A 19356-nucleotide genomic window follows, 5' to 3' on the forward strand; every position below is an offset into this window, starting at 1 on the left:
CCACCACAAGTTGAGTGAACTTGACTCAATAGTGCCACGCGTCTGCCAATCGTCAAGTCGACTTGAGTCAACCTGACGCAACCTCACTTGCAATTACCGTCCGGTTGTCTTCCCTTGCATCGGTCGGGCACGCTTTAGCGGTGACGACGCACGGCGATCCCGCCACCCGTTCCGGCGCGCCCGCCGTCGCAGCCCGCACCGACCCGCCGGACGCCCCGGAGGAGCCGCCCGCCACCACCGGGGACGACAGCCTCCCCGGTGCGCTGACGGGCCTCCGGGAGGCGATCGGCGCGACCCGGTATCCCCTCGCGCTGCCCTCGGCCAGCCCCGCCCGACACACCGCGAACGCCCTCACCGACCAGCTCGACGACTACCTGCTGCCCCGGCTCGACCGGCTGGACGCCCCGCTGCTCGTGGTGGTCGGCGGCTCCACCGGCGCGGGTAAGTCGACCCTGGTCAACAGCCTGGTCAAGGCCCGCGTCAGCGCCGCCGGCGTGCTCCGGCCGACCACCCGCTCCCCGGTGCTGGTCTGCAACCCGTCCGACGCCGCCTGGTTCCGGCAGGGTGACCTCCTGCCCGGGCTGACCCGCACCACCGAGCCGAGCGAAGATCCGCGCGCCCTGCACCTCGTCACCGCCCCGGCCCTGCCCGCCGGGCTGGCCTTCCTCGACGCGCCCGACATCGACTCGGTGGTCGACGCCAACCGGGCGCTCGCCACTCAACTGCTGGCCGCCGCCGACCTGTGGCTGTTCGTCACCACCGCCGCCCGGTACGCCGACGCGGTGCCCTGGGAGCTGCTGCGCAGTGCCCGGGGCCGGGGCGCGGTGATCGCCATGGTGCTGGACCGGGTGCCCGCCGAGGCCACCGACGAGGTCGCCGCGCACCTGACCGAGATGCTCACCGAGCAGGGCCTCGGCCGGGCGCCGCTGTTCGTGCTGCCCGAGACCTGGGTCGACGGTCAGGGGCTGCTGCCCGAGGCGGTCACCGCGTCGTTGGCCGACTGGTTCGCCCGGTTGGCCGCCGACGCGGACGCGCGGGCCGCGGTGGTCCGTCAGACCCTCGACGGGGCGCTGGCCGCACTCCACCCCACGGTCCAGGAGCTTGCCGACGCCGCCGACGAGCAGCTCGCCGCCGCCGACGGGCTGAACGAACGGGTCCGGGCCGCGTACGCGGGTGCCGAGCGCACTGTCGAGCAGGGGCTGCAGGACGGTCGGCTGCTCCGCGGCGAGGTGCTCGCCCGCTGGCAGGAGTTCGTCGGCACCGGCGAGCTGTTCCGCACGCTGGAGGCACGGATCGGCCGTCTACGGGACCGGGTCGTGGCCGCCGTCACCGGTCGGCCGGCACCCGCCGTCGAGCTGCGCAACGCGATCGAGTCCCAACTGGTGACGCTGCTGCGCGGGGTCGCCTCGGAGGCCGCCGAGTCCGCGTACACCGGGTGGAAGGCACAGCCGGCCGGCTCGGGGCTGCTCGATCCGGCGCTCGCCCACCCGAGCGACGACCTACCCGAACGCGCCGAACGCATGGTCCGGGACTGGCAGCGCGGAGTGCTGGAACTGGTCCGGGTCGAGGGCGGGGACAAGCGGTTCGTGGCCCGCACCGCCGCGTACGCGGTGAACGCCACCGGGCTCGCCGTGATGATCGCCGTCTTCGCCTCCACCGCGTTCATCCCGACCGGGCTGGAGGTGGCCACCGGGGCCGGCACCACAGTCGCCGCGCAGGCCGTCCTCCAGGCGATCTTCGGCGACCAGGCGGTGCGTACCCTCGCCGCCAAGGCCCGCACCGACCTGCTGGCCCGGGTGCGGACGCTGCTCGACGCGGAGGCCGACCGCTTCCTCAGCCGCACCGCCGACGCCCGCCCCGCCGCGGACGCCGGCGACCGGCTGCGTCGGGCCGCCGTCCGGGTCGAGCTGGCCCGGCATCACAGCGGGCTCTCCGCCGGCGACGAGGAGGGTCCGCGGTGAACAACATCGCCGGCCGGGTACGCGAGGTGTTCCGCGGGGACCAGCGAGTCGACCCCGACGCGCTGATCGCCCGGCTGGAGGCGGTACGCCGGTTCCTGACCGCCGTGGACGGTCTGCTGCCGGACTCCGACCTGGTGCCCGCGCACACGGTGGTCGAGCGGGCCGGCACCCGGCTCGCGCTGTCCCGGGACCACACGGTGGTCGCCCTGGCCGGCGCCACGGGCAGCGGCAAGTCCAGCCTCTTCAACGCGTTGGCCCAACTGGAACTCTCACCGGTAGGGGTCCGTCGGCCGACCACAGGTGTCACCCACGCCTGCGTGTGGGGGCCGCTGGAGGGCGCCAACCACCTGCTCGACTGGGTCGGTGTGCTACCCCGACACCGCTTCGTCCGGGAGAGCGCCCTGGACGCGGACGACGAGACGGCCCTGCACGGGCTGATCCTGCTCGACCTGCCCGACTTCGACTCGGTGCAGCGATCCCACCGGCTCGAGGTGGACCGGCTTCTCGGCCTGGTCGACCAGGTGGTCTGGGTCGTCGACCCGCAGAAGTACGCCGACCGGGTCGTGCACGACAGCTACCTGCGTGAGTTCCACCGGCACCGCGACGTCACGGTGGTCGTGCTCAACCAGGCCGACCGGCTGCCCCCGCCCGAGGTGCCCCGGGTCCTGGACGACCTGCGCCGGCTGCTCGACACGGACGGGCTGACCGGTGTGCCCCTGCTGGCCACCACCGCCATCGACCCGGCCGGGATGGTCGGGCTGCGCAACGCCCTGGAACGCACGGTCGCCGAGCGGCAGGCCGCGCTGCGCCGCCTCGCGGGTGACGTCGACACGGTCGTCGCCGGCCTGGACGAGCTGGTCGGGTCAGCCCGGCCCACCCGAGGGCCGGACGACGGGGCCGTCGCCGGGTTGAACCGGGCGCTTGCCGGCGCTGCCGGCGTACCTGCGGTGAGCGAGGCGGTGGAACGGGCGTACCGGCACCGGGCCGGCGCGGCGACCGGCTGGCCGGTGGTCCGGGGCTGGCGGCGGTTGCGCCCCGACCCGCTGCGCCGGCTGCACCTGCCCGGCCCGACCGACGCGACCGACGAACCGACGGAGAGCCTGGTAGCGGCCACCTCGGTACCGGATCCGACGGCCGCCCAGCGCTCGGCGCTCGGCCTCGCCATCCGCGCGGTTGCCGACCGGGCCGCCGCCGAGCTGCCCGCCGCCTGGCCCGGCGCGGTGACCACCGCCGCCCGGTCCCGCCTCGGCGACCTACCGGACGCCCTCGACCGCGCGATCGCCGGCACCGACCTGGGCCTCGATCATCGACCGTTGTGGTGGCGGATCGTCGGCGGCGTGCAGTGGCTGGTCACTCTCACCGCCGTGGTCGGGTTGGGCTGGCTGGCGCTCGGCTACGTGCTGCGGGTGCTCGGCCTGCCCGCGCTTGACAACCCGATGGTCGGTCAGGTGCCGTTGCCCACCCTGCTGCTGCTCGGCGGGCTGCTGGCCGGGCTGCTGGTGGCCGCGCTGACCCGTCCGGTGGTGCGCTGGGCGGCCCGACGGGCAAAGGCCCGCGCCCGTCAGCGGCTGACGGTCCGGGTCGCCGAGGTGGGCGAGGAGTACGTGCTGGCCCCGGTACGGATCGTGCTCGGCTCGTACGCGCAGGCACGCGACGCGCTGCGGGACGCCGCACGCCGTTGACGCTCCGCACGGCCCGCTAGCGCTCTCCGTACGCCCACACCGGCGTAGGGTCGGAGCATGGCCACGCCTCAGACCCCCTACGACGCGGTGCTGCACGCCGCACGCGACGTGACCAAGCTGGAGTCCGCCCTCGACGCCGAGATGCTCGGCAGCGCCCTGCTGGGCAGTGTCTACGCGATCGCGGAGACCGACCGCGACGCAGCCGTACGGGAGTTCGTCACCGGCTTCCTCGCCGCCACCGCCCGCCGCAGGGTGGCGGCGGCGACCACCATCAGGCAGGTCTTCGCCACGCTCGTCCCGACCGCCGAGGGCACCGAGCGGGTGCGTCCGGGCAGCCAGGCGCCCACCTGGGCGACCCAGCTCGGCCGGGTGCACCTCACCGGCACCTGGGCGTACGGCGACGTGTACGGCGACCAGACCTCCTACCTCGCGACCTTCGCCTACGACGACGAGGTCGGCGGTTCGGAGCACGCGCTGGTGGCCCTGGTGGACCACAACATCGGGATCACCAAGGACATCTTCGTGGGCGGGCCGGCCGAACGGATCCTGGACCAGGTCCGGCAGATGTGCGCCGACGACGAGTTGACCTGGTTCCGTACCGAGGATCCGGCCCGGCTCCGCGGCGAGGTGGCCCGCCACCTGGCGATCACCGACGATCTGGGCGAGTTGCCCGGGGAGGGGTCGCTCGCCACCGACCGGGCACTTGTCGGGGCCCGGCTGGCGATCCTGCCCACTGCGGCCGAGCCGACCGGTCCGACGGAGGTCGAGCCGCTCTCCGCGGCTGAGCGCACCGATCTGGTCCGCCGGTTCCTCGCCGCGCCGGAGGCCGTCCGCTTCGGGCTGGACTCCGTCGACGGTCCGGAACTGGCCTCCCTGCACTTCTGCCTGAGCCTGCTCCTGGATCACTCGGCGAGCTTCCCGGACGCCGATCCGATGCGCTGGAGTCCGGCGGTCTCCGGGCTCTTCCTGCTCGACTGGGTGCACCGCCGCGCCGTGCTGGACATGGACGACGCGGCGATGCTGCCCCGGGTGCTGCGGGCCTGGGCGCGGTACGCGTCACGCCAGCGCGGGCTGCCCGAGGCGGCGACGATGCGTACCGACGAGGCGATCGAGGAGATGGTGCCGGAGTTCGCCCGCCTCTACTCGACAGGTGAGCGGCGCAGCCCGGCCACCGCCGCGGTGGCGCAACTGATGGCCGACGGGGTGGACCCGGACGACCCGGCCGCACTCGACGCCTGGATCGAGGCGAACCGACACCGTCTGGCCGACGACGGCGCCTGACAGCTACCGGGGGTGGGCGGCTCCGCGCCGCCCGCCCTCGGACCGGTCGGCATCAGCCGCCCTGTCGCCCCGCCCTCGTAGCGGTCCAGCGCCACCCGCCCGGGGGGCTGCTAGCGCAGCGGGCCGAAGACCGCGGCGGCGATCAGGGCGCCGACCGCACCCCCGGCCAGCACCTGCGCCACCGTGTGGTCCTTCAGCCGTACCCGGGACCAGCCGACCACCGCCAGCAGCGGTGCGGCGACGACCAGCCGCGGGCCGAAGGTCAGCATCAGGATGACGAGCGTGCCGGCCGCCACCGCCGAGTGGATCGACATCTTCCACCAGTGGCTCACCGACACGGCGACGACCAGGCCGACCAGCCCGGCCACCGCCAACGCCAGCAACGGGCGGGGCGCGCCGAAAACGGCGAGCAGGGCAAGCCCTGCCGCCACCGAACCGAGGCCGACCAGCAACGGCGCCCGGCGCTGCTCCCGGCGGCCGACGTGGTGGTCGGTGAGCCGGCCACGGCGTACCCCGCCGACGATGTAGGCGAACGGTATGCCGGTGACGAAGATGGTGGCGAGCAGCCCCCAGACGAGGCCCTGACCGGGGCGGCGGGCGCTGTGCCAGCTCACCGTGAGGATCAGCAGCGACACGAGCACCGCCGGTGCGGTCACCTCGGTGACCAGCCGGGCGATCCACAACCCCGGGCCGGACCGGGTGACGACTGGGCGGAGTTTCGCACCGCCGCCCACGCCACCCCCTCCGGTACGCGCCTACCACCGAACTCCGCCGGCGCCGGACGGGCCGCGCCTGATCGTCACCGTACCGCCGGCGGCACCGCCGGGTGCGTCGGTCCGGCCAGCGGCGCCGGGCTGACGCTCGGCGTCGGGGCGACAGGCGACGGGGACGGCACCGCCGGGCTGGGCCGGTGGGTCGGTGTGGCTGGCGGCGTGGGTGTGGGAGCCGGCACGGATCGGGTGCTGGTCGGCACGGCGGTCGCGGTCGCGCCGTCGGTCGGCGTGGGTGTCGGCCCCGGCGTGGGCGTCGGGTCCACGGTCAGGGTCGGCGTCGGGTCCGGGTCGGCCGAAGCGGTCGGACTGGGGTCCGCCGAGCCGGTCGGGTCCGGATCGGTCGGATCGGTCGGATCGGGGTCGACCGTGTCGGTCGGGTCCGGGTCCGGCGAGTCGGTCGGATCGGTGGGGTCGGTGGGGTCCGGGTCCGGCGGGTCGGTCGAATCGGTCGGGTCCGGGTCTGGTGAGTTGGTCGGGTCGGGGTCGCGCGGCGGCGGAGCGACGGGCGGGGGTACGGGTGGCGTGGTGCCCCGCGTGGGTTTCGGCGCTGACGGAGGAGCGGTCGTCCGCAGGGCCGGCCCGGGGTCGGCAGCCGCCGGCCCCTGCACCTGACGGCGTGGAGCAGCGGGCAGCCAGCCACCTGTCGGGCCGACGTCGGGCGTGCCGAGCGGGGCAAGCGGTGGTTGGCTGGTCATCGGCAGCGGGATCACCACCGGACCGACGGACGGGGTCGGGATGAACGGGGTGCTGCTGTCCGGAAGTGCGGTGCTGCCCGGCGTGGCCGAGCCCGCGCTGATCGCGGCGAGAATGGGCATCGACGCGGTGCCGGCGAGCAGCGCGACGGTGAGCAGGTAACCGCGGGAGGGGCCGCTTGCGCCGGGAGCCCGGTGCACGCCGACCACCCGCCGATAGCCGCTTGCCGACCGGTGCCGGCCAAGCGCTGGTGTCCCCGGACCGTCGCCTGGCTCGTACACCGCAGACCCCTTGTCGTCGACCCTCGGAGGACATGGATGGACGCCGCCGGAGGCAAGAAACCGACAAATAGCCCGATAGGCGTGATCCTATGGGAATTAGCCTGGCGCAGTCACCCTGCGTCAGCCAACCTCCACCGCGTGTCGACACGCAGTGCGGACCGAACGGTGACGAATCCTGCCGCAACGCATGGGAAACGCGAGCCGGCATGATGGCGACAAACAGCGTCAAAGCAGGGGCGGCCGGAATGCGGGGGCGGGCGTACTGTGGGCGCGCTCACCTGCTCTGCGAATATGGAGCACGACGGCAACGCAGCCGTGACCTCCGCGCACCCTCGCGGCAGGCGCGGTTGAGCGCCGGCGCTCCCGATCCGGGTTCGGCCAGAACCCGGCTCACGCCGTGCGGCAACCCCCACCGGGGCTAGGCGCGGCCGCCAGGAACCGGTCCGGCAGCAGCCGGGCAGGCGCACGAGTTGCGCGGCCGGGTGACCCCCCGGTGCCGACGCAGACACGACAGGGAGAGACCGATGGCAAAGGGCGACCCCGGGGGCACCACCCGCAGCAGGCGCGCTGCACCCCGCTCCAAGAAGGGCGCGACCGGCGACCCCGCGCTGGTGCAGCTGCTCACCCCCGACGGCGAGCGGATCGACAGCGCCACCGGGCCGGACGGCACCGAGTACCGCGTCGACTTCACCGACGATGAGTACCGCGGTCTCTACCGTGACCTGGTGCTGGTCCGGAAGCTGGACGCCGAGGCGACAGCTCTCCAGCGTCAGGGCGAGCTGGGCCTCTGGGCCAGCCTGCTCGGCCAGGAGGCCGCCCAGGTCGGCTCCGGGCGGGCGCTGCGCGCCCAGGACATGGCCTTCCCGACCTACCGGGAGCACGGCGTCCTCTACTGCCGGGGCATCGACCCGATCATGCCGCTCGGCCTGTTCCGCGGTGTCGACCAGGGCGGCTGGGACCCGAACGAGTTCAAGTTCAACATGTACACGATCGTCATCGGCGCGCAGACCCTGCACGCGACCGGCTACGCGATGGGCATCACCATCGACGGCAAGACCGGCACCGAGGACGGCGAGGCGGCGATCGCCTACTTCGGCGACGGCGCCACCAGCCAGGGCGACGTGAACGAGGCGTTCGTCTGGGCCAGCGTGTTCAACGCGCCGCTGGTCTTCTTCTGCCAGAACAACCAGTACGCGATCTCCGAGCCGCTGGAGCGGCAGACCCGCGTCCCGCTCTACCAGCGGGCCGCCGGCTTCGGCTTCCCCGGCGTACGGGTCGACGGCAACGACGTGCTCGCCACGTACGCGGTCACCCGCACCGCGCTCGACAACGCCCGCCTCGGGCAGGGCCCGAGCCTGATCGAGGCGTACACCTACCGGATGGGCGCGCACACCACCTCCGACGACCCGACCCGCTACCGCATCGCCAGCGAGGTCGAGGCGTGGCAGGCGAAGGACCCGATCGCCCGGGTGAAGACCTTCCTGGAGAAGCAGCAGATCGCCGACGCGGGCTTCTTCGCCGAGGTCGACGAGCAGGCCCGCCGCGAGTCGGTGCACCTGCGCGAGCGGGTGCTCGACATGCCGGACCCGGAGCCGGTGACGATGTTCGACCACGTCTACCCCAACGGGTCCCCGCTGCTCGACGAGCAGCGCGCGACGTTCAGCCGCTACATGGAGTCGTTCGAAGGGAGCGCCCACTGATGGCCACGGAGACGCTCACCCTCGGCAAGGCCCTCAACACCGGTCTGCGCCGCGCCCTGGAGAACGACCCCAAGGTCGTCATCATGGGCGAGGACGTCGGCAAGCTCGGCGGCGTCTTCCGGATCACCGACGGTCTGCAGAAGGACTTCGGCGACCAGCGGGTGATCGACACCCCGTTGGCCGAGTCCGGCATCATCGGCACCGCGGTCGGTCTGGCCATCCGCGGCTACCGGCCGATCTGCGAGATCCAGTTCGACGGCTTCGTCTACCCCGCGTACGACCAGATCGTGTCGCAGGTGGCGAAGATGCACTACCGCTCCGGCGGCAGGCTCAGCATCCCCATGGTGATCCGGATCCCGTTCGGCGGCGGCATCGGCGCGGTCGAGCACCACTCCGAGTCGCCGGAGGCGTACTTCGCGCACACCGCCGGCCTCAAGGTGGTGACCTGCTCCAACCCGCAGGACGCGTACGTGATGATCCAGCAGGCCATCGCCTCGGACGACCCGATCGTCTTCCTGGAGCCCAAGCGGCGCTACTGGGAGAAGGGTCAGGTCGACCTGGACGCTCCGCTGTCCGACGCGTACCCCCTGCACTCGGCCCGGGTGGTGCGGCCCGGCACGGACGTCACCGTGCTGGCCTACGGCCCGATGGTGCGGACCTGCCTGGAGGCCGCGACCGCCGCCGCCGAGGACGGCCGGGAGTTGGAGGTCATCGACCTTCGCTCGCTCTCACCGCTGGACCTGCGGGCGGCGTACGAGTCGGTGAAGCGCACCGGCCGTGCGGTCGTGGTGCACGAGGCGCCCTCGAACATCGGTCTCGGGGCCGAGTTGGCCGCCCGGATCACCGAGGAGTGCTTCTACTCGCTGGAGTCCCCGGTGCTGCGGGTGACCGGCTTCGACACCCCCTACCCGGCCGCCCGGGTGGAGGAGGAGTACCTGCCCGACCTCGATCGGGTGCTCGACGCCGTCGACCGCACCTTCGGCTGGTGAGCGCCATGTCCCGGATCAAGACGTTCAACCTGCCCGACCTGGGCGAGGGGCTGACCGAGGGCGAGATCCTTGCCTGGCTGGTCAAGGTCGGCGACACCATCGAGTTGAACCAGCCGATCGTCGAGGTGGAGACGGCGAAGGCGGCCGTGGAGATCCCGGCGAAGTGGGCCGGTCAGGTGCAGGCGATCCACCACCCGGAGGGCACCACGGTCGAGGTCGGTTCGCCGATCATCGCGATCGACACCGACCCGGGGGCCGGCCCGCTGGAGCCGACGTCGACCACGGCCACGGCAAGCGGTGACCTGCCCACCCCGTCGGCGGCCTCGCTGGCGGCGGTGGAGGTGGCACCCGCCGAGGGCATGGTCGAGCCCGGTCTGATCGGTGGCGTGGCCCCGGGCGGTCGGACCGCGGTGCTCGTCGGCTACGGCCCGCGGACGACCGCCGCGAAGCGTCGCCCCCGCAAGGGCGCCGTCCCCGCGCAGCCCGTGGCGACTCCGGCCGCCCCCGCTGGGGTCGATCATGGAGTTGTGCTGGGTGACAAACCAGCCGCGACCTCCACGATTCCGGCACCACAAGTCCTTGATCGACGGGCTGCGGCAGCCGGCGGCGTCCTGGCCAAGCCTCCGGTGCGCAAGCTCGCCAAGGATCTCGGGGTCGATCTCGGCACGTTGACCGGGTCGGGGCCGCTCGGCTCGATCACCCGGGAGGACGTGCAGCAGGCGGCGAGCGGCGCGACAGTGGCGGTTGCCGAGCCGATCGCGGCGACGACCGCACCCAGCTTCGGCGCGGACCGGGAGCAGCGCATTCCGGTCAAGGGCGTCCGCAAGCTCACCGCCGAGAACATGTCCCGCTCGGCGTTCACCGCCCCGCACGTGACGGAGTTCCTGACCGTCGACGTCACCCGGGCGATGAAGGCTCTGGACCGGCTGCGCGGCCGACGGGAGTGGCGTGACGTACGGGTCTCGCCGCTGCTGCTGGTGGCGAAGGCGGTGCTGCTGGCGGTGCAGCGCCACCCGATGGTCAACTCGACCTGGGCGGGCGACGAGATCGTGGTCAAGGAGTACGTCAACCTCGGCATCGCGGCAGCCACCGAGCGCGGTCTGATCGTGCCGAACGTCAAGGACGCCGGCCGGCTCTCGCTGCGTGAGTTGGCGGACGCGCTGACCGACCTGGTGCAGACGGCGAAGTCCGGCCGCACCTCGCCGGCGGCCATGTCCGGGGGCACCCTGACCATCACCAACGTCGGGGTGTTCGGGGTGGACACCGGCACGCCGATCCTGCCGCCGGGTGAGTCCGCGATCCTGGCCTTCGGCGCGGTGCGGGAGATGCCCTGGGTGCACAAGGGCAAGGTCAAGGTCCGCCAGGTCACCACGCTGGGGTTGAGCTTCGACCACCGGATCATCGACGGTGAGCTGGGCTCGAAGTTCCTGCGCGACATCGGCGACTTCCTCACGGATCCGGAGGCGGCGCTGCTCGCCTGGACCTGATCGTTCGAAACGCCAGCCACGGCCGGTGTGCCACGGGTTAACGCCCGGCACACCGGCCGTGTCCATTGGGGGACGGAACCGTCGGTCAGACAGCCAGTTGACCTTTGATTGTTAGGCGGGTGTCTCAGCTCACCTAATAATCGATGGAATTTAGCCCGCGTCTGCTGTTGAATAGACGCATCAGGGGCTGACAACCGAATAGCTAGGGGGACCCACCAATGAGCATGATCGAGCGAATCCGCAACCACCGCGACGCCACCCGCCGCGCCCGTGCCATCGAGCACGCGCTGCGCTCGGCGAACTCGCCGGCGGTCCGCGAGGAGATCCTCGTCATCGCCCAGCGTCACATGAGCTGACGCTCCACGACATTCCTCACCTCCGCACAGATCGATGGCCCACCCGGCCCACCGGGTGGGCCATCGGCGTTTCCCAGCACCCACCACCGGGATTCCGCCCTGCCGCAGCGCCCGGTACGGTGGGCTTCGGTCGCCGCCCGCCGACCCGGCAGAGGCCGAGCCGACAGAAGCTGCTCGACACCAGCCGGCCACGGTGAGTGACGGCCAGTGCTCCTTGGACGTGTCGTGCCACCACCCGATACCGTGCGGGGAGCCGGCACAGCGGTACGCCGGTGACGCCGGCAGCCACGCCGAGGAGACCGATCGGCACCGGCGAGCCGACATGTGATGGAGGAGGCGCACCCATGACGTCCGAGGGCCCGCACCGCCCCGGCCAAGAGCCGGACGAGGTGTCACCGGGCGCCGGCGGACCGGCGCCGTACGGCGACCGCCCGGCGCAGCCGGACAACGGCCAGAACGCCGCCGGCCCCGACCTGGGCTGGGCACCCCCGCCCCCGACGCGGCCCAACCCGTCGGCACCCGCCTGGGCGACCCAGCCCGAGCAGCCGCCGGCCCCCGCCTGGGGTGCCGCCGCCGCTCCACAGCCCAACGAGCCGACGCAGCCCGCCTGGGCCGCCGGCGGTGGCACGAGCGAGCCGCCACAGCAGCAGCCCGGCACGTGGCCCGGTAACGACGGCGCGGCGGCTCCGGCGCAGCCCGAACCCTGGGCCGCGCAACAGCAGGGCTGGACACCCGCCGAGCAGAGCGCACCCGCGCCGACCTGGACCCCGAACGCCCCCGCCGAGCAGCCGGACTGGGTGCAGGTCCAGCCGGCCGCGCGGGGCGCCGCGCAGGTCCCGCCGGCCACCGCCGCCTGGCCCGCCCAGGACGACCAGGCCAGCGCCAACGCCGGTGGCTGGGGTGGCGCGGCGCAGGCCAGCCCGCCCGCCGCCGACTGGCGTGGGGCCGAGCCCGCGCAGGCCGACGCACCGCAGGCCGCCGGCTGGTCCGGCGCCCAGCAGGACCAGCCCGCCGGTAACGGCGGTTGGCCCGCCGGCGACACCGCCCGGGACGACCAGCCGGTGTGGACTCCGGCGGAACAGTCGCCGCCGGCCTGGGGCCAGCCCGCCGAGGCAGCCGAGCAGCCGGCCCCCGGTTGGGGTCAGACCGCCCAGCCGAGCGCGGCGCGTGGTGCTGCCCAGGTCCCGGCCCCGACGACGAGCTGGCCCGCGCAGGACGACCCGGCCAACTCCGGCGGGTGGGCCGCGCAGCAGCAGCAGCAGCCGGCGCAGCCCGCAGCCTGGAACGACGGCGGCGAGGCCCGGCAGGACCAGCCCGCGCAGCCGGCCGCCTGGGGAGGTGCCGAGGGCCGCCCGCAGCAGCCCGACTGGGTGCTCACCCAACCGGAGCAGCCGACCGAGCGACCGGAACAGGCGCAATGGACCCCTGCTGAGCCGAGCAACCTTCCCGCCCGGGCCAGCGCCAGCGTGCCCACCCCCGACGGTGCGGCCAACTGGGCCGCCAGCCCGGAGAATGCCGCGCAGGGCACCTCCGGCGGCGTGGCGGAGGTCGAGCCGTGGGCGCCCGGCGAGGTGTGGGGGCGCGCGGAGGCTGAAGCTTCCGCCCAGTCCCGAGGCGGCTGGGAGGCCGACCGGGGCGACGAGGCACCGATCTACCAGCCCGGGCCCGCGCCGGGCATCTCGCCGGCGAACGCGGTGCCGCTGCCGCCGCAGGAGCAGCGCGTTCCGGGCGCGAGCCTGGCCGCCGCACCGCCGGCCGACTACGCGCCGCAGGCCCAGTTCGCCCCGATCCCCGAGCAGCCCTCCTACCCCGAACGGGAGACCCCGGACGCCGCCGCACAATACGGCGCCCGCGCGGAGGACGTCTCGGCGAGCGGCGCGGTGGTGCCCGCCCCGCGTACCTCTCCGGAGGCCGGAGCGGGCCGTGCGGTGGTGCCGGTGGCGGACGCCGAGCCGGCAGCCGGCGCGGCGGCCCGGGCCACGGCGAGTGCTTCGGTGCCGCTGGCCAGCCGGGTGATGCCCCCGACCGACCAGGCCATCCGACCGACCGGCACGGCGACCCCCCAACCCCGGGTGTACGGTCGCCCGGCTCAGTCGGAGCCGGAGGCCGAGCCGGAGCCGCAGGCGTTCCAGGGCGACCCGGGCGCCGACCGCCAGGGTCCTCCGGAGTGGCAGAACGACGCGCAGCGGCAGGTCGCTCCCGACTGGCAGAACGAGGCGCCGCGGCAGGTCGCTCCCGACTGGCAGAACGAGGGGCAGCGGCAGATCGGGCCCGGTTGGGGCGGCGAGTCGCCGGCCGATCGGCGCTTCGACGACCGGCAGCCCGCGCCGAACGCGTTCAACGAGGCGCCGTCGGCGCCGCCGGCGTTCCCACCCGGTGTGCCGTCGTTCGTCGACGCTCCCGGCCAGAACCGGCCGGTGAACGGCGTTCGGCCACACGCCGGTGCCGAGCCGCCGGCGGACCAGTTCGGCGGCCCCGGGTCGGCTGCCGCCGGTGCCGCCACCGTCAACGGGGCGTCGACCTTCGGCGGGCCGAACTTCGGTGGCCCCGGCTCCGGCGGGTCGAACTTCGGCGGGCCGGCGGCCGAAGCGGTGCCGGGCGGCGGCTTCCCGCCGTCGTTCCCGCCACCGCCGCAGGCCGCGCCGTCGTCCTGGGGGCAGGATGCCGGCCAGGCGGACCAGGGGCGGTTCGACGCGTTCAAGCCGGACGCCGACGCGCCGAAGGTGGAGCCACCGACGCCGAAGGTGCGCAACGGCCGGGTGCTGGCCGCGGTGCTGATCGCCGCGGTGCTCATCCTGGCGGTGCCGCTCGGCCTGCTGCTGCTGCTCGGCAAGGTCGGCAACGACGACGCGCCGGCCTTCGACCCGGCGGTCGGCACCTGCGTGAAGCAGTCCGGGCAGGCCGGCGCTTCGGCGGCGGACTGCGGCGAGGCGGGCGCGTTCACGATCGTCTCGAAGGTGGACGCCAAGGAGAAGTGCACCGACACGACGCAGCCGCACGTGGTGCTGCCGGGTGGGGGCTCCAACCGGGTGCTCTGCCTGAAGCCGGCCACGAAGTAGCGCCATCGACGGCGGGGTCACGGGCAACCGTGGCCCCGCCGTCGTCGTACCCGCCCTTGCGACGTGCCCCTTGTCGTCCGGGTCACGGCAGCCACGTCCGCGCGGCGTGGCAGGCTGGCAGGCATGGGAACGACAGCGCGAGTACGTGCACCCGAGCTGCGCGGCCGGCAGTGGCTCAACACCGGCGGGCAGAACCTGACCTTGCAGGACCTTCGCGGCAAGATCGTGATCGCGGACTTCTGGAAGTCCTAGAAGAAGCTTGTAACTCGCTCGCCGGGGGCCTAGCGTCCTCGCCATGTCGCACCATGAACACCTCGCCGATCTATACCTACGACTGTCCCTCGACCGTGAGGGAAAGACCGCAATCGAGCGCCAAGAGGCCGACTGTCGGGCCTGGGCCACTCGCGCCGGGTTAGAGGTCCGTACCGTCCACATCGACCGGGGCCGGTCCGGCTATAAGGCCGTCGACCGCGCCGGGTTCGACGCCGCTGTATCTGCCCTCACGACCGGCACCGTCGGGACGCTGATCGTTTGGAAGGTTGACCGTCTGTCCCGGCGTGGCATGGGCCAGGTCGGTCAGGTCCTTGACGACGTCGAGAAGGTCGGCGGGCGAATCGTCTTCGTACAGGACGGCCTCGACACGTCGCACTCTCAGGCCCGGCTCGTGCTCGCCCTCCTGTCCGAGGTCGCCCGCAGCGAATCCGCGAACATCGGCCTTCGCGTCGCCAGTGCGAAGGCCCACCTTCGCAGTCTCGGCCGATGGATCGGAGGACAGCCGCCGTACGGCCTGACCGTCGGCGAGGACGGCCGGCTAGACCACGACCCGCGCACTGCGCCGACCGCCCGCGAGATCGCCGACCGGGCCCTGTCCGGCGAGCCGTTGGTGAGAATCGCGCGCGACCTCAACGCCCGGGAGATCCCCGCGCCGCGCGGCGGTGCCTGGGCCGTCGGGACGCTGTCGACTCTGCTCAAGTCCCCCGCGTTCGCCGGACTACTCCCGGAGACCATCAAGCGCGACGGGAAGTACACGACGAAGGTCGTCCCGTGGCGCGACCCGGAGACCGGCGAGGCCGTCGAGGTCGGCCGAGGGATCGTCACGCCGGCCGAGCAACTACAGGTCGTTCGCCTCCTCGAACAGCGGACCGCTGCCGACAAGTTGGGCCGCTCCCGGGGCGTCCGCGCACAGGTCGCCCACCTCCTGACCGGGTACCTGCGCTGCGGGGGCTGCGCCGGTCGCATGTCCGCCGCCGGTCAGTCGTACGCCTGCCAGGCCCGCCGCCTCGGCCGCCCGTGTCCGGCATACACCACGGCGATGATCCCCGCTGTCGACCGCGCCGTGGTCGACGCCTTCATAAACCGACTCGCGGCAACCGAGCCCGGCGACCCACTGCTAGACGCCGTAGCAGAGCGATGGGTAGCCCGGCATGACCCGAACGTGATCCGCGAGCGCGCCACCATCACGGCCGCCCTGGACGACGCTAACGCCGCCCTGATCGACCTCGAAGACGCCCGATACCTGCGCGGCGAGTTCGTCGGCCCCGAGGCGATCCAGCGCTGGACCCGTTTACACGAACGCCTGACCGCCCGCGTGGCCGGGCTGCGTCGCAACCTCGCCGAGTTCCCGTTGCCCGAGGCCGACATCAGCCCGCTACTTGATCCGGTTCTAGCTCGCGAAGCTTGGGACGCCGCGACTCTGCCCGACCGGCGCGACCTTCTCGGCCTGGCCCTGAACGCCGTAACGATCACGCCCGCCGGGGGTCGCAGGGGCTACAGGTTCGACCCCGCCGCGCGTCTGCGCTTCACCTGGGCGGACGAGCCCGAGCCTGTGCCCGCCGACGCCTGAGATCAGCCACCACAACCACATAAGACAGGCCCCGGTCGAGCGATTCCGCCGCCGACCAGGGCCCTAACGAACCCCGGGAGGTTCGCTGTGTTCTACCCTACTGACCCCCGCGCTTACGTCGCTGCTCCCGCCGGGGCCGCCGACGCCCTCGCCGCCGCCGTGGCCGCACTGCTGGACGCTGGCTTTCTGGTAGCCACCGCGACAGCCGACGCCCCGGCCGACGCTGACGACCTCGTCGCCCTGGTCGCCGACGACATGGACGCCGCCCGCGCGGCTGACGTCGTCGTGATTCTCCCCGGGGCCGAAGGGTTTCCCGAGCCGGTGTACGCCGCGCTTCACGGGGTGCCCGTCGTGGCTTGGCCGACGTTCCGGCATACCTGCGTCGCCTGGCCGTCGCATGAACCGCACCCAACGCGCCGAGGGCGCGTTGCTGGTCCTGATCCTGCTCGTTGTCGGCGCTGCGGCGGGCTGGGCCAGCTTTAGTCACGTCCACGCCTGGACGATGGCAAACAGCCCCGCCGGCACCCCGGACGCCTTCGGCTGGGTCAACGCCTGCGTGTCCGAGTTGGTCCCCGTGGCGTCGCTGCTGGAAATCCGGCGGCGGCGTCGGGCGGGCTCGCCGACGGGGTACCCGCTCGCCCTACTGGTCGGGGCGGCGTGTCTCTCGCTCGCCGCTCAGCTCGCCGTGGCGAAGCCGGGCGTTTCGGGCTGGCTCCTGTCGGCTGTGCCGGCGCTCGCCTTCATGGCATTGGTAAAGCTCGTCTTCGCCCGGACGCCCGCCATCGCCCGAGACCCCCAAGGGGGGACCGCAGCCGCGTCGGCCGAGGCGATCCCTGCCGGAGGTACCCCTCACCCGGTTGAGGCCGCCCCTGGCCTTCTCCGGACCCCCGCGCCGACCGTCCTAGCGCCGCCACGGCCCCGCCCGCCGGTCATTCCGTCGGGCGTTCGGACGTTGCCGGTCGTCGCCCGTGTCGGCAACCCGCCGACGACGCCCGATCCGGTGGCGGCACCGCCCACGACCGCCGCCCGAGTGTCGGCAGTGCTCGCCGAGACACCGGACGCGACGCCCGCGCAGATTGCCGCACGCCTGGGTGTGAGTGAGCGAACCGTCCGGCGGTACCTGCCTGCCGACACGGTGCCGACACGGCGTCGGCGACCGGCGAAGCCGCCGGCCCTCGCGACAGTCTGATTGTCTATCGGGCCGATTGATCAACCTCTGGCTCGCTTCAGCCGCAGCGCGAACCGGGGGCGGCAAAGCAACCGCCCCCGGCTCGGGCTAGGCGTCCGGACAAGAAATCTCCGTCACGCTGACTGCCATATCTCGCGCTTGGCGTAGGTCTAGACCTACACTCGATGCATCGTCCGGCTCGTTACAACTCGTTACATCGAGACGGGCGACACGAGGCCGACGCCGAGTTTCCAGGCTGCGGGCGGCGGCTTGATCCTGTTGGAGCGGGTCTGCCTGAGCTGTTGGTTTAGGTAGGCCCGCCCCCGGATGAGTCGGTCAGGATGACGACCAACATCACCACGTAGTAGACGATCTTCAGTGCGGTTGCTGCTACTTCGCCCGCTCTCCTGCACCAGTCGGTGCTGAATCGCAGACCGTGGCCCGATTGACGGGCCGAGTGTTTTCCCACTAACCACCTCTTCAGGGTTAGGGGGACCACGACCTCTTCGTCGTCCCCGCGCGCGCTGGGGACGTGCCGTGAGGGCGCGTCTCTGAATTGGCGAGCGATGGCCGCCGAAACCCTTGTATCGCCTCGATGTACCTCCTTCATCCCTAGTAGAGACGCTACAGCCGCTGGGCCGACCGCCGAACCCAAGCTGTAGGCGACTTACACCGGTGCAACTACTAGATATACGGTCGGCCCTACGGCGAGTCGGGTCAAGTTGACCGGCGTGTCCGGCGCGTCACGGACCATTTGGACTTCCTCTCGGACGCCGAGCAACAGCAGCACGACTCAGCACCGACAAGCAGGCTCTGCCAGGGAGTCGGAGCGTCGCCTGTCATCTCGCGGGTTGTCACGTCCAGTGACGCTACGGGGACGCGGGCGGTTGTGTCGTAAGCCCCGTAGCGCTATGGCTCACGCTGCGTTCACCTATAATTGCTATCTGTAGTTGTCCTGGACGGACTGTGCATGACTGTGCCAGTCAGTGCAGTCGATCTATCCGTTCAGCGGATGATCCCACTCACCCGAACGACAAACAGACTGTGCACATTCGGGCACGCCTAGCGCTGTGCCGGCGCGTCGTTTCGCACAACGCAAAGCGCCCGACCCGAAATTCGGGGCGGGCGATTCCGTGCGTCTGGCGTTGGCTACGGCCGCTCGATAACCTGGCCGACGAACGCGACCCACGCGGTCGGAGGGAAGGTCAGCGCCGGACCCGCTGGGTCCTTTGAGTCGCGCACTGCGACGATGCCCGGAAGGTTGTCGGCAACCTCGACGCAGTCGCCGCCGTTGGAGCTACTGCGGGTGCTCTTGCGCCAGAGGGCGCCGGTCAGGTCAGCCATGATCTTGCCTCTAGGTAGTCGATGGTTTGGCGGCGTGGGAGAGCCACTGAGCGCAGCGTATCCCAGGTGGCCCAAAGGGCGGCGGTGTCGTTGGTCAGCCGTCCGGCAGCCTGATCATCGAGGTAAGCGACATCGCCGTCTTCAGTGGTGGCGATGACGAACGGCCCCGCTTGCCCGGCGTGAAGGCCCGCGTCCAGCGGCAACACGTGAACAAATACGTTCGGCCGCTGGGCCATCTTTACCAGGTGGTCTAGCTGCGGGTTCATAATCTCGGGGTCGCCTCGACGAAGAGCGAATTCGTCAATCACCGCGACGAAGAGCGGGGGCTTGCGCCGGTCGAGCACCGCCGTTTGCCTGCGTAGCCGGGTCTCGACGTAGTCCGCGACCTCGTCCGGGCCGAGCATCCCGCTGGCTAGCACCGCCGAGGCGTACTCGGGGGTCTGCAACAAGCCGGGAATGACCGCCACCTGAAAGGCGCGCAGGGCCGACGCCTGAAGCTCGGTCTCCACCCACGGGCGTAGCCACGCCGGTTCCCGCCGCTTCAAGACGTCCGGCCAAATGTCCTCAGCCTCACGGCCAAGCGCAGCGGCTGCGGCTGCACGGTGGCGCGGGTGTGGGACTCGGCCGGGGTTGACCCAGCGCGCCACCGTCTTGGGGTCTACGCCGACCTGCTCGGCAAGACTTTCAACGGTCTCACCTGTGTCAGCCAATGCCGCTCGTAGCGCCTGGTTCATGCCCA

General features: G+C 72.5%; 15 protein-coding genes. 11 read left to right on the top strand and 4 right to left on the bottom strand.

The features are described 5' to 3' along the window. Nucleotides 1-140: 140 nt before the first annotated feature. The 3 genes from AB0C15_RS03295 to AB0C15_RS03305 are packed head-to-tail and all read left to right on the top strand — an operon-like array spanning nucleotide 141 to nucleotide 4924. Entirely contained in the window at nucleotides 141-1961 is a 1821-nt protein-coding gene (locus AB0C15_RS03295; RefSeq protein ID WP_357348182.1) for an ABC transporter, read from the top strand. Then, complete coding sequence (locus AB0C15_RS03300; protein ID WP_357348184.1) at nucleotides 1958-3643, top strand: GTPase; 1686 nt, start codon at nucleotides 1958-1960, stop codon at nucleotides 3641-3643. Before AB0C15_RS03295 ends, AB0C15_RS03300 begins: the two co-directional genes overlap by 4 nt. 57 nt (nucleotides 3644-3700) lie before the next feature. Next, complete coding sequence (locus tag AB0C15_RS03305) at nucleotides 3701-4924, top strand: hypothetical protein (protein ID WP_357348186.1); 1224 nt, start codon at nucleotides 3701-3703, stop codon at nucleotides 4922-4924. Between the two features lie 110 nt (nucleotides 4925-5034). Here the strand turns inward: AB0C15_RS03305 and AB0C15_RS03310 are convergent, their stop codons facing one another. Both AB0C15_RS03310 and AB0C15_RS03315 read right to left on the bottom strand, forming a co-directional pair. After that, complete coding sequence (locus tag AB0C15_RS03310; RefSeq protein WP_357348188.1) at nucleotides 5035-5658, bottom strand: phosphatase PAP2 family protein; 624 nt, start codon at nucleotides 5656-5658, stop codon at nucleotides 5035-5037. A gap of 65 nt (nucleotides 5659-5723) precedes the next feature. After that, nucleotides 5724-6671, bottom strand: coding sequence for a hypothetical protein (locus AB0C15_RS03315; RefSeq protein ID WP_357348190.1), 948 nt, complete (start codon nucleotides 6669-6671; stop codon nucleotides 5724-5726). Between the two features lie 524 nt (nucleotides 6672-7195). Between AB0C15_RS03315 and pdhA the strand changes: the two genes are divergently transcribed. The 8 genes from pdhA (at nucleotide 7196) to AB0C15_RS03355 (ending at nucleotide 17294) form a co-directional block, all read left to right on the top strand. Further along, on the top strand, nucleotides 7196-8371 hold the full coding sequence (gene pdhA, locus AB0C15_RS03320) for a pyruvate dehydrogenase (acetyl-transferring) E1 component subunit alpha (protein WP_357348192.1): 1176 nt from the start codon (nucleotides 7196-7198) through the stop codon (nucleotides 8369-8371). Next, nucleotides 8371-9360 carry an alpha-ketoacid dehydrogenase subunit beta gene (locus AB0C15_RS03325; RefSeq protein WP_357348194.1) on the top strand — a complete coding sequence of 330 codons (990 nt, stop codon included), beginning with the start codon at nucleotides 8371-8373 and terminating at the stop codon, nucleotides 9358-9360. The genes pdhA and AB0C15_RS03325 overlap by 1 nt, the downstream gene beginning before the upstream one ends. Before the next feature lie 5 nt (nucleotides 9361-9365). Continuing rightward, on the top strand, nucleotides 9366-10847 hold the full coding sequence (locus AB0C15_RS03330; RefSeq protein ID WP_357348676.1) for a dihydrolipoamide acetyltransferase family protein: 1482 nt from the start codon (nucleotides 9366-9368) through the stop codon (nucleotides 10845-10847). 218 nt (nucleotides 10848-11065) lie between these two features. Then, nucleotides 11066-11203: a hypothetical protein gene (locus AB0C15_RS03335; protein ID WP_165435866.1), complete on the top strand. Its 138-nt coding sequence runs from the start codon at nucleotides 11066-11068 to the stop codon at nucleotides 11201-11203. Between the two features lie 344 nt (nucleotides 11204-11547). Next, complete coding sequence (locus AB0C15_RS03340) at nucleotides 11548-14262, top strand: hypothetical protein (RefSeq protein ID WP_357348196.1); 2715 nt, start codon at nucleotides 11548-11550, stop codon at nucleotides 14260-14262. Between the two features lie 123 nt (nucleotides 14263-14385). Beyond that, the gene (locus AB0C15_RS03345; RefSeq protein ID WP_357348198.1) at nucleotides 14386-14514 is read left to right on the top strand and encodes a hypothetical protein; all 129 of its coding nucleotides are present in this window, start codon (nucleotides 14386-14388) and stop codon (nucleotides 14512-14514) included. A gap of 43 nt (nucleotides 14515-14557) precedes the next feature. Beyond that, nucleotides 14558-16105 (top strand): recombinase family protein, encoded by a 1548-nt coding sequence (locus AB0C15_RS03350; RefSeq protein ID WP_357348200.1) that lies wholly within the window; start codon nucleotides 14558-14560, stop codon nucleotides 16103-16105. 397 nt (nucleotides 16106-16502) lie between these two features. Further along, a complete protein-coding gene (locus AB0C15_RS03355; RefSeq protein ID WP_357348202.1) occupies nucleotides 16503-17294 on the top strand; it encodes a hypothetical protein in 792 nt (263 codons plus the stop codon). Between the two features lie 1128 nt (nucleotides 17295-18422). Here the strand turns inward: AB0C15_RS03355 and AB0C15_RS03360 are convergent. Together AB0C15_RS03360 and AB0C15_RS03365 are read right to left on the bottom strand one after the other, a co-directional pair. Further along, complete coding sequence (locus AB0C15_RS03360; RefSeq protein WP_357348204.1) at nucleotides 18423-18617, bottom strand: DUF397 domain-containing protein; 195 nt, start codon at nucleotides 18615-18617, stop codon at nucleotides 18423-18425. After that, on the bottom strand, nucleotides 18605-19351 hold the full coding sequence (locus tag AB0C15_RS03365) for a DUF5753 domain-containing protein (protein WP_357348206.1): 747 nt from the start codon (nucleotides 19349-19351) through the stop codon (nucleotides 18605-18607). The genes AB0C15_RS03360 and AB0C15_RS03365 overlap by 13 nt, the downstream gene beginning before the upstream one ends. Nucleotides 19352-19356 lie beyond the last annotated feature (5 nt).

Source organism: Micromonospora sp. NPDC048835 (assembly GCF_040649995.1).
Lineage (GTDB): Bacteria > Actinomycetota > Actinomycetes > Mycobacteriales > Micromonosporaceae > Micromonospora.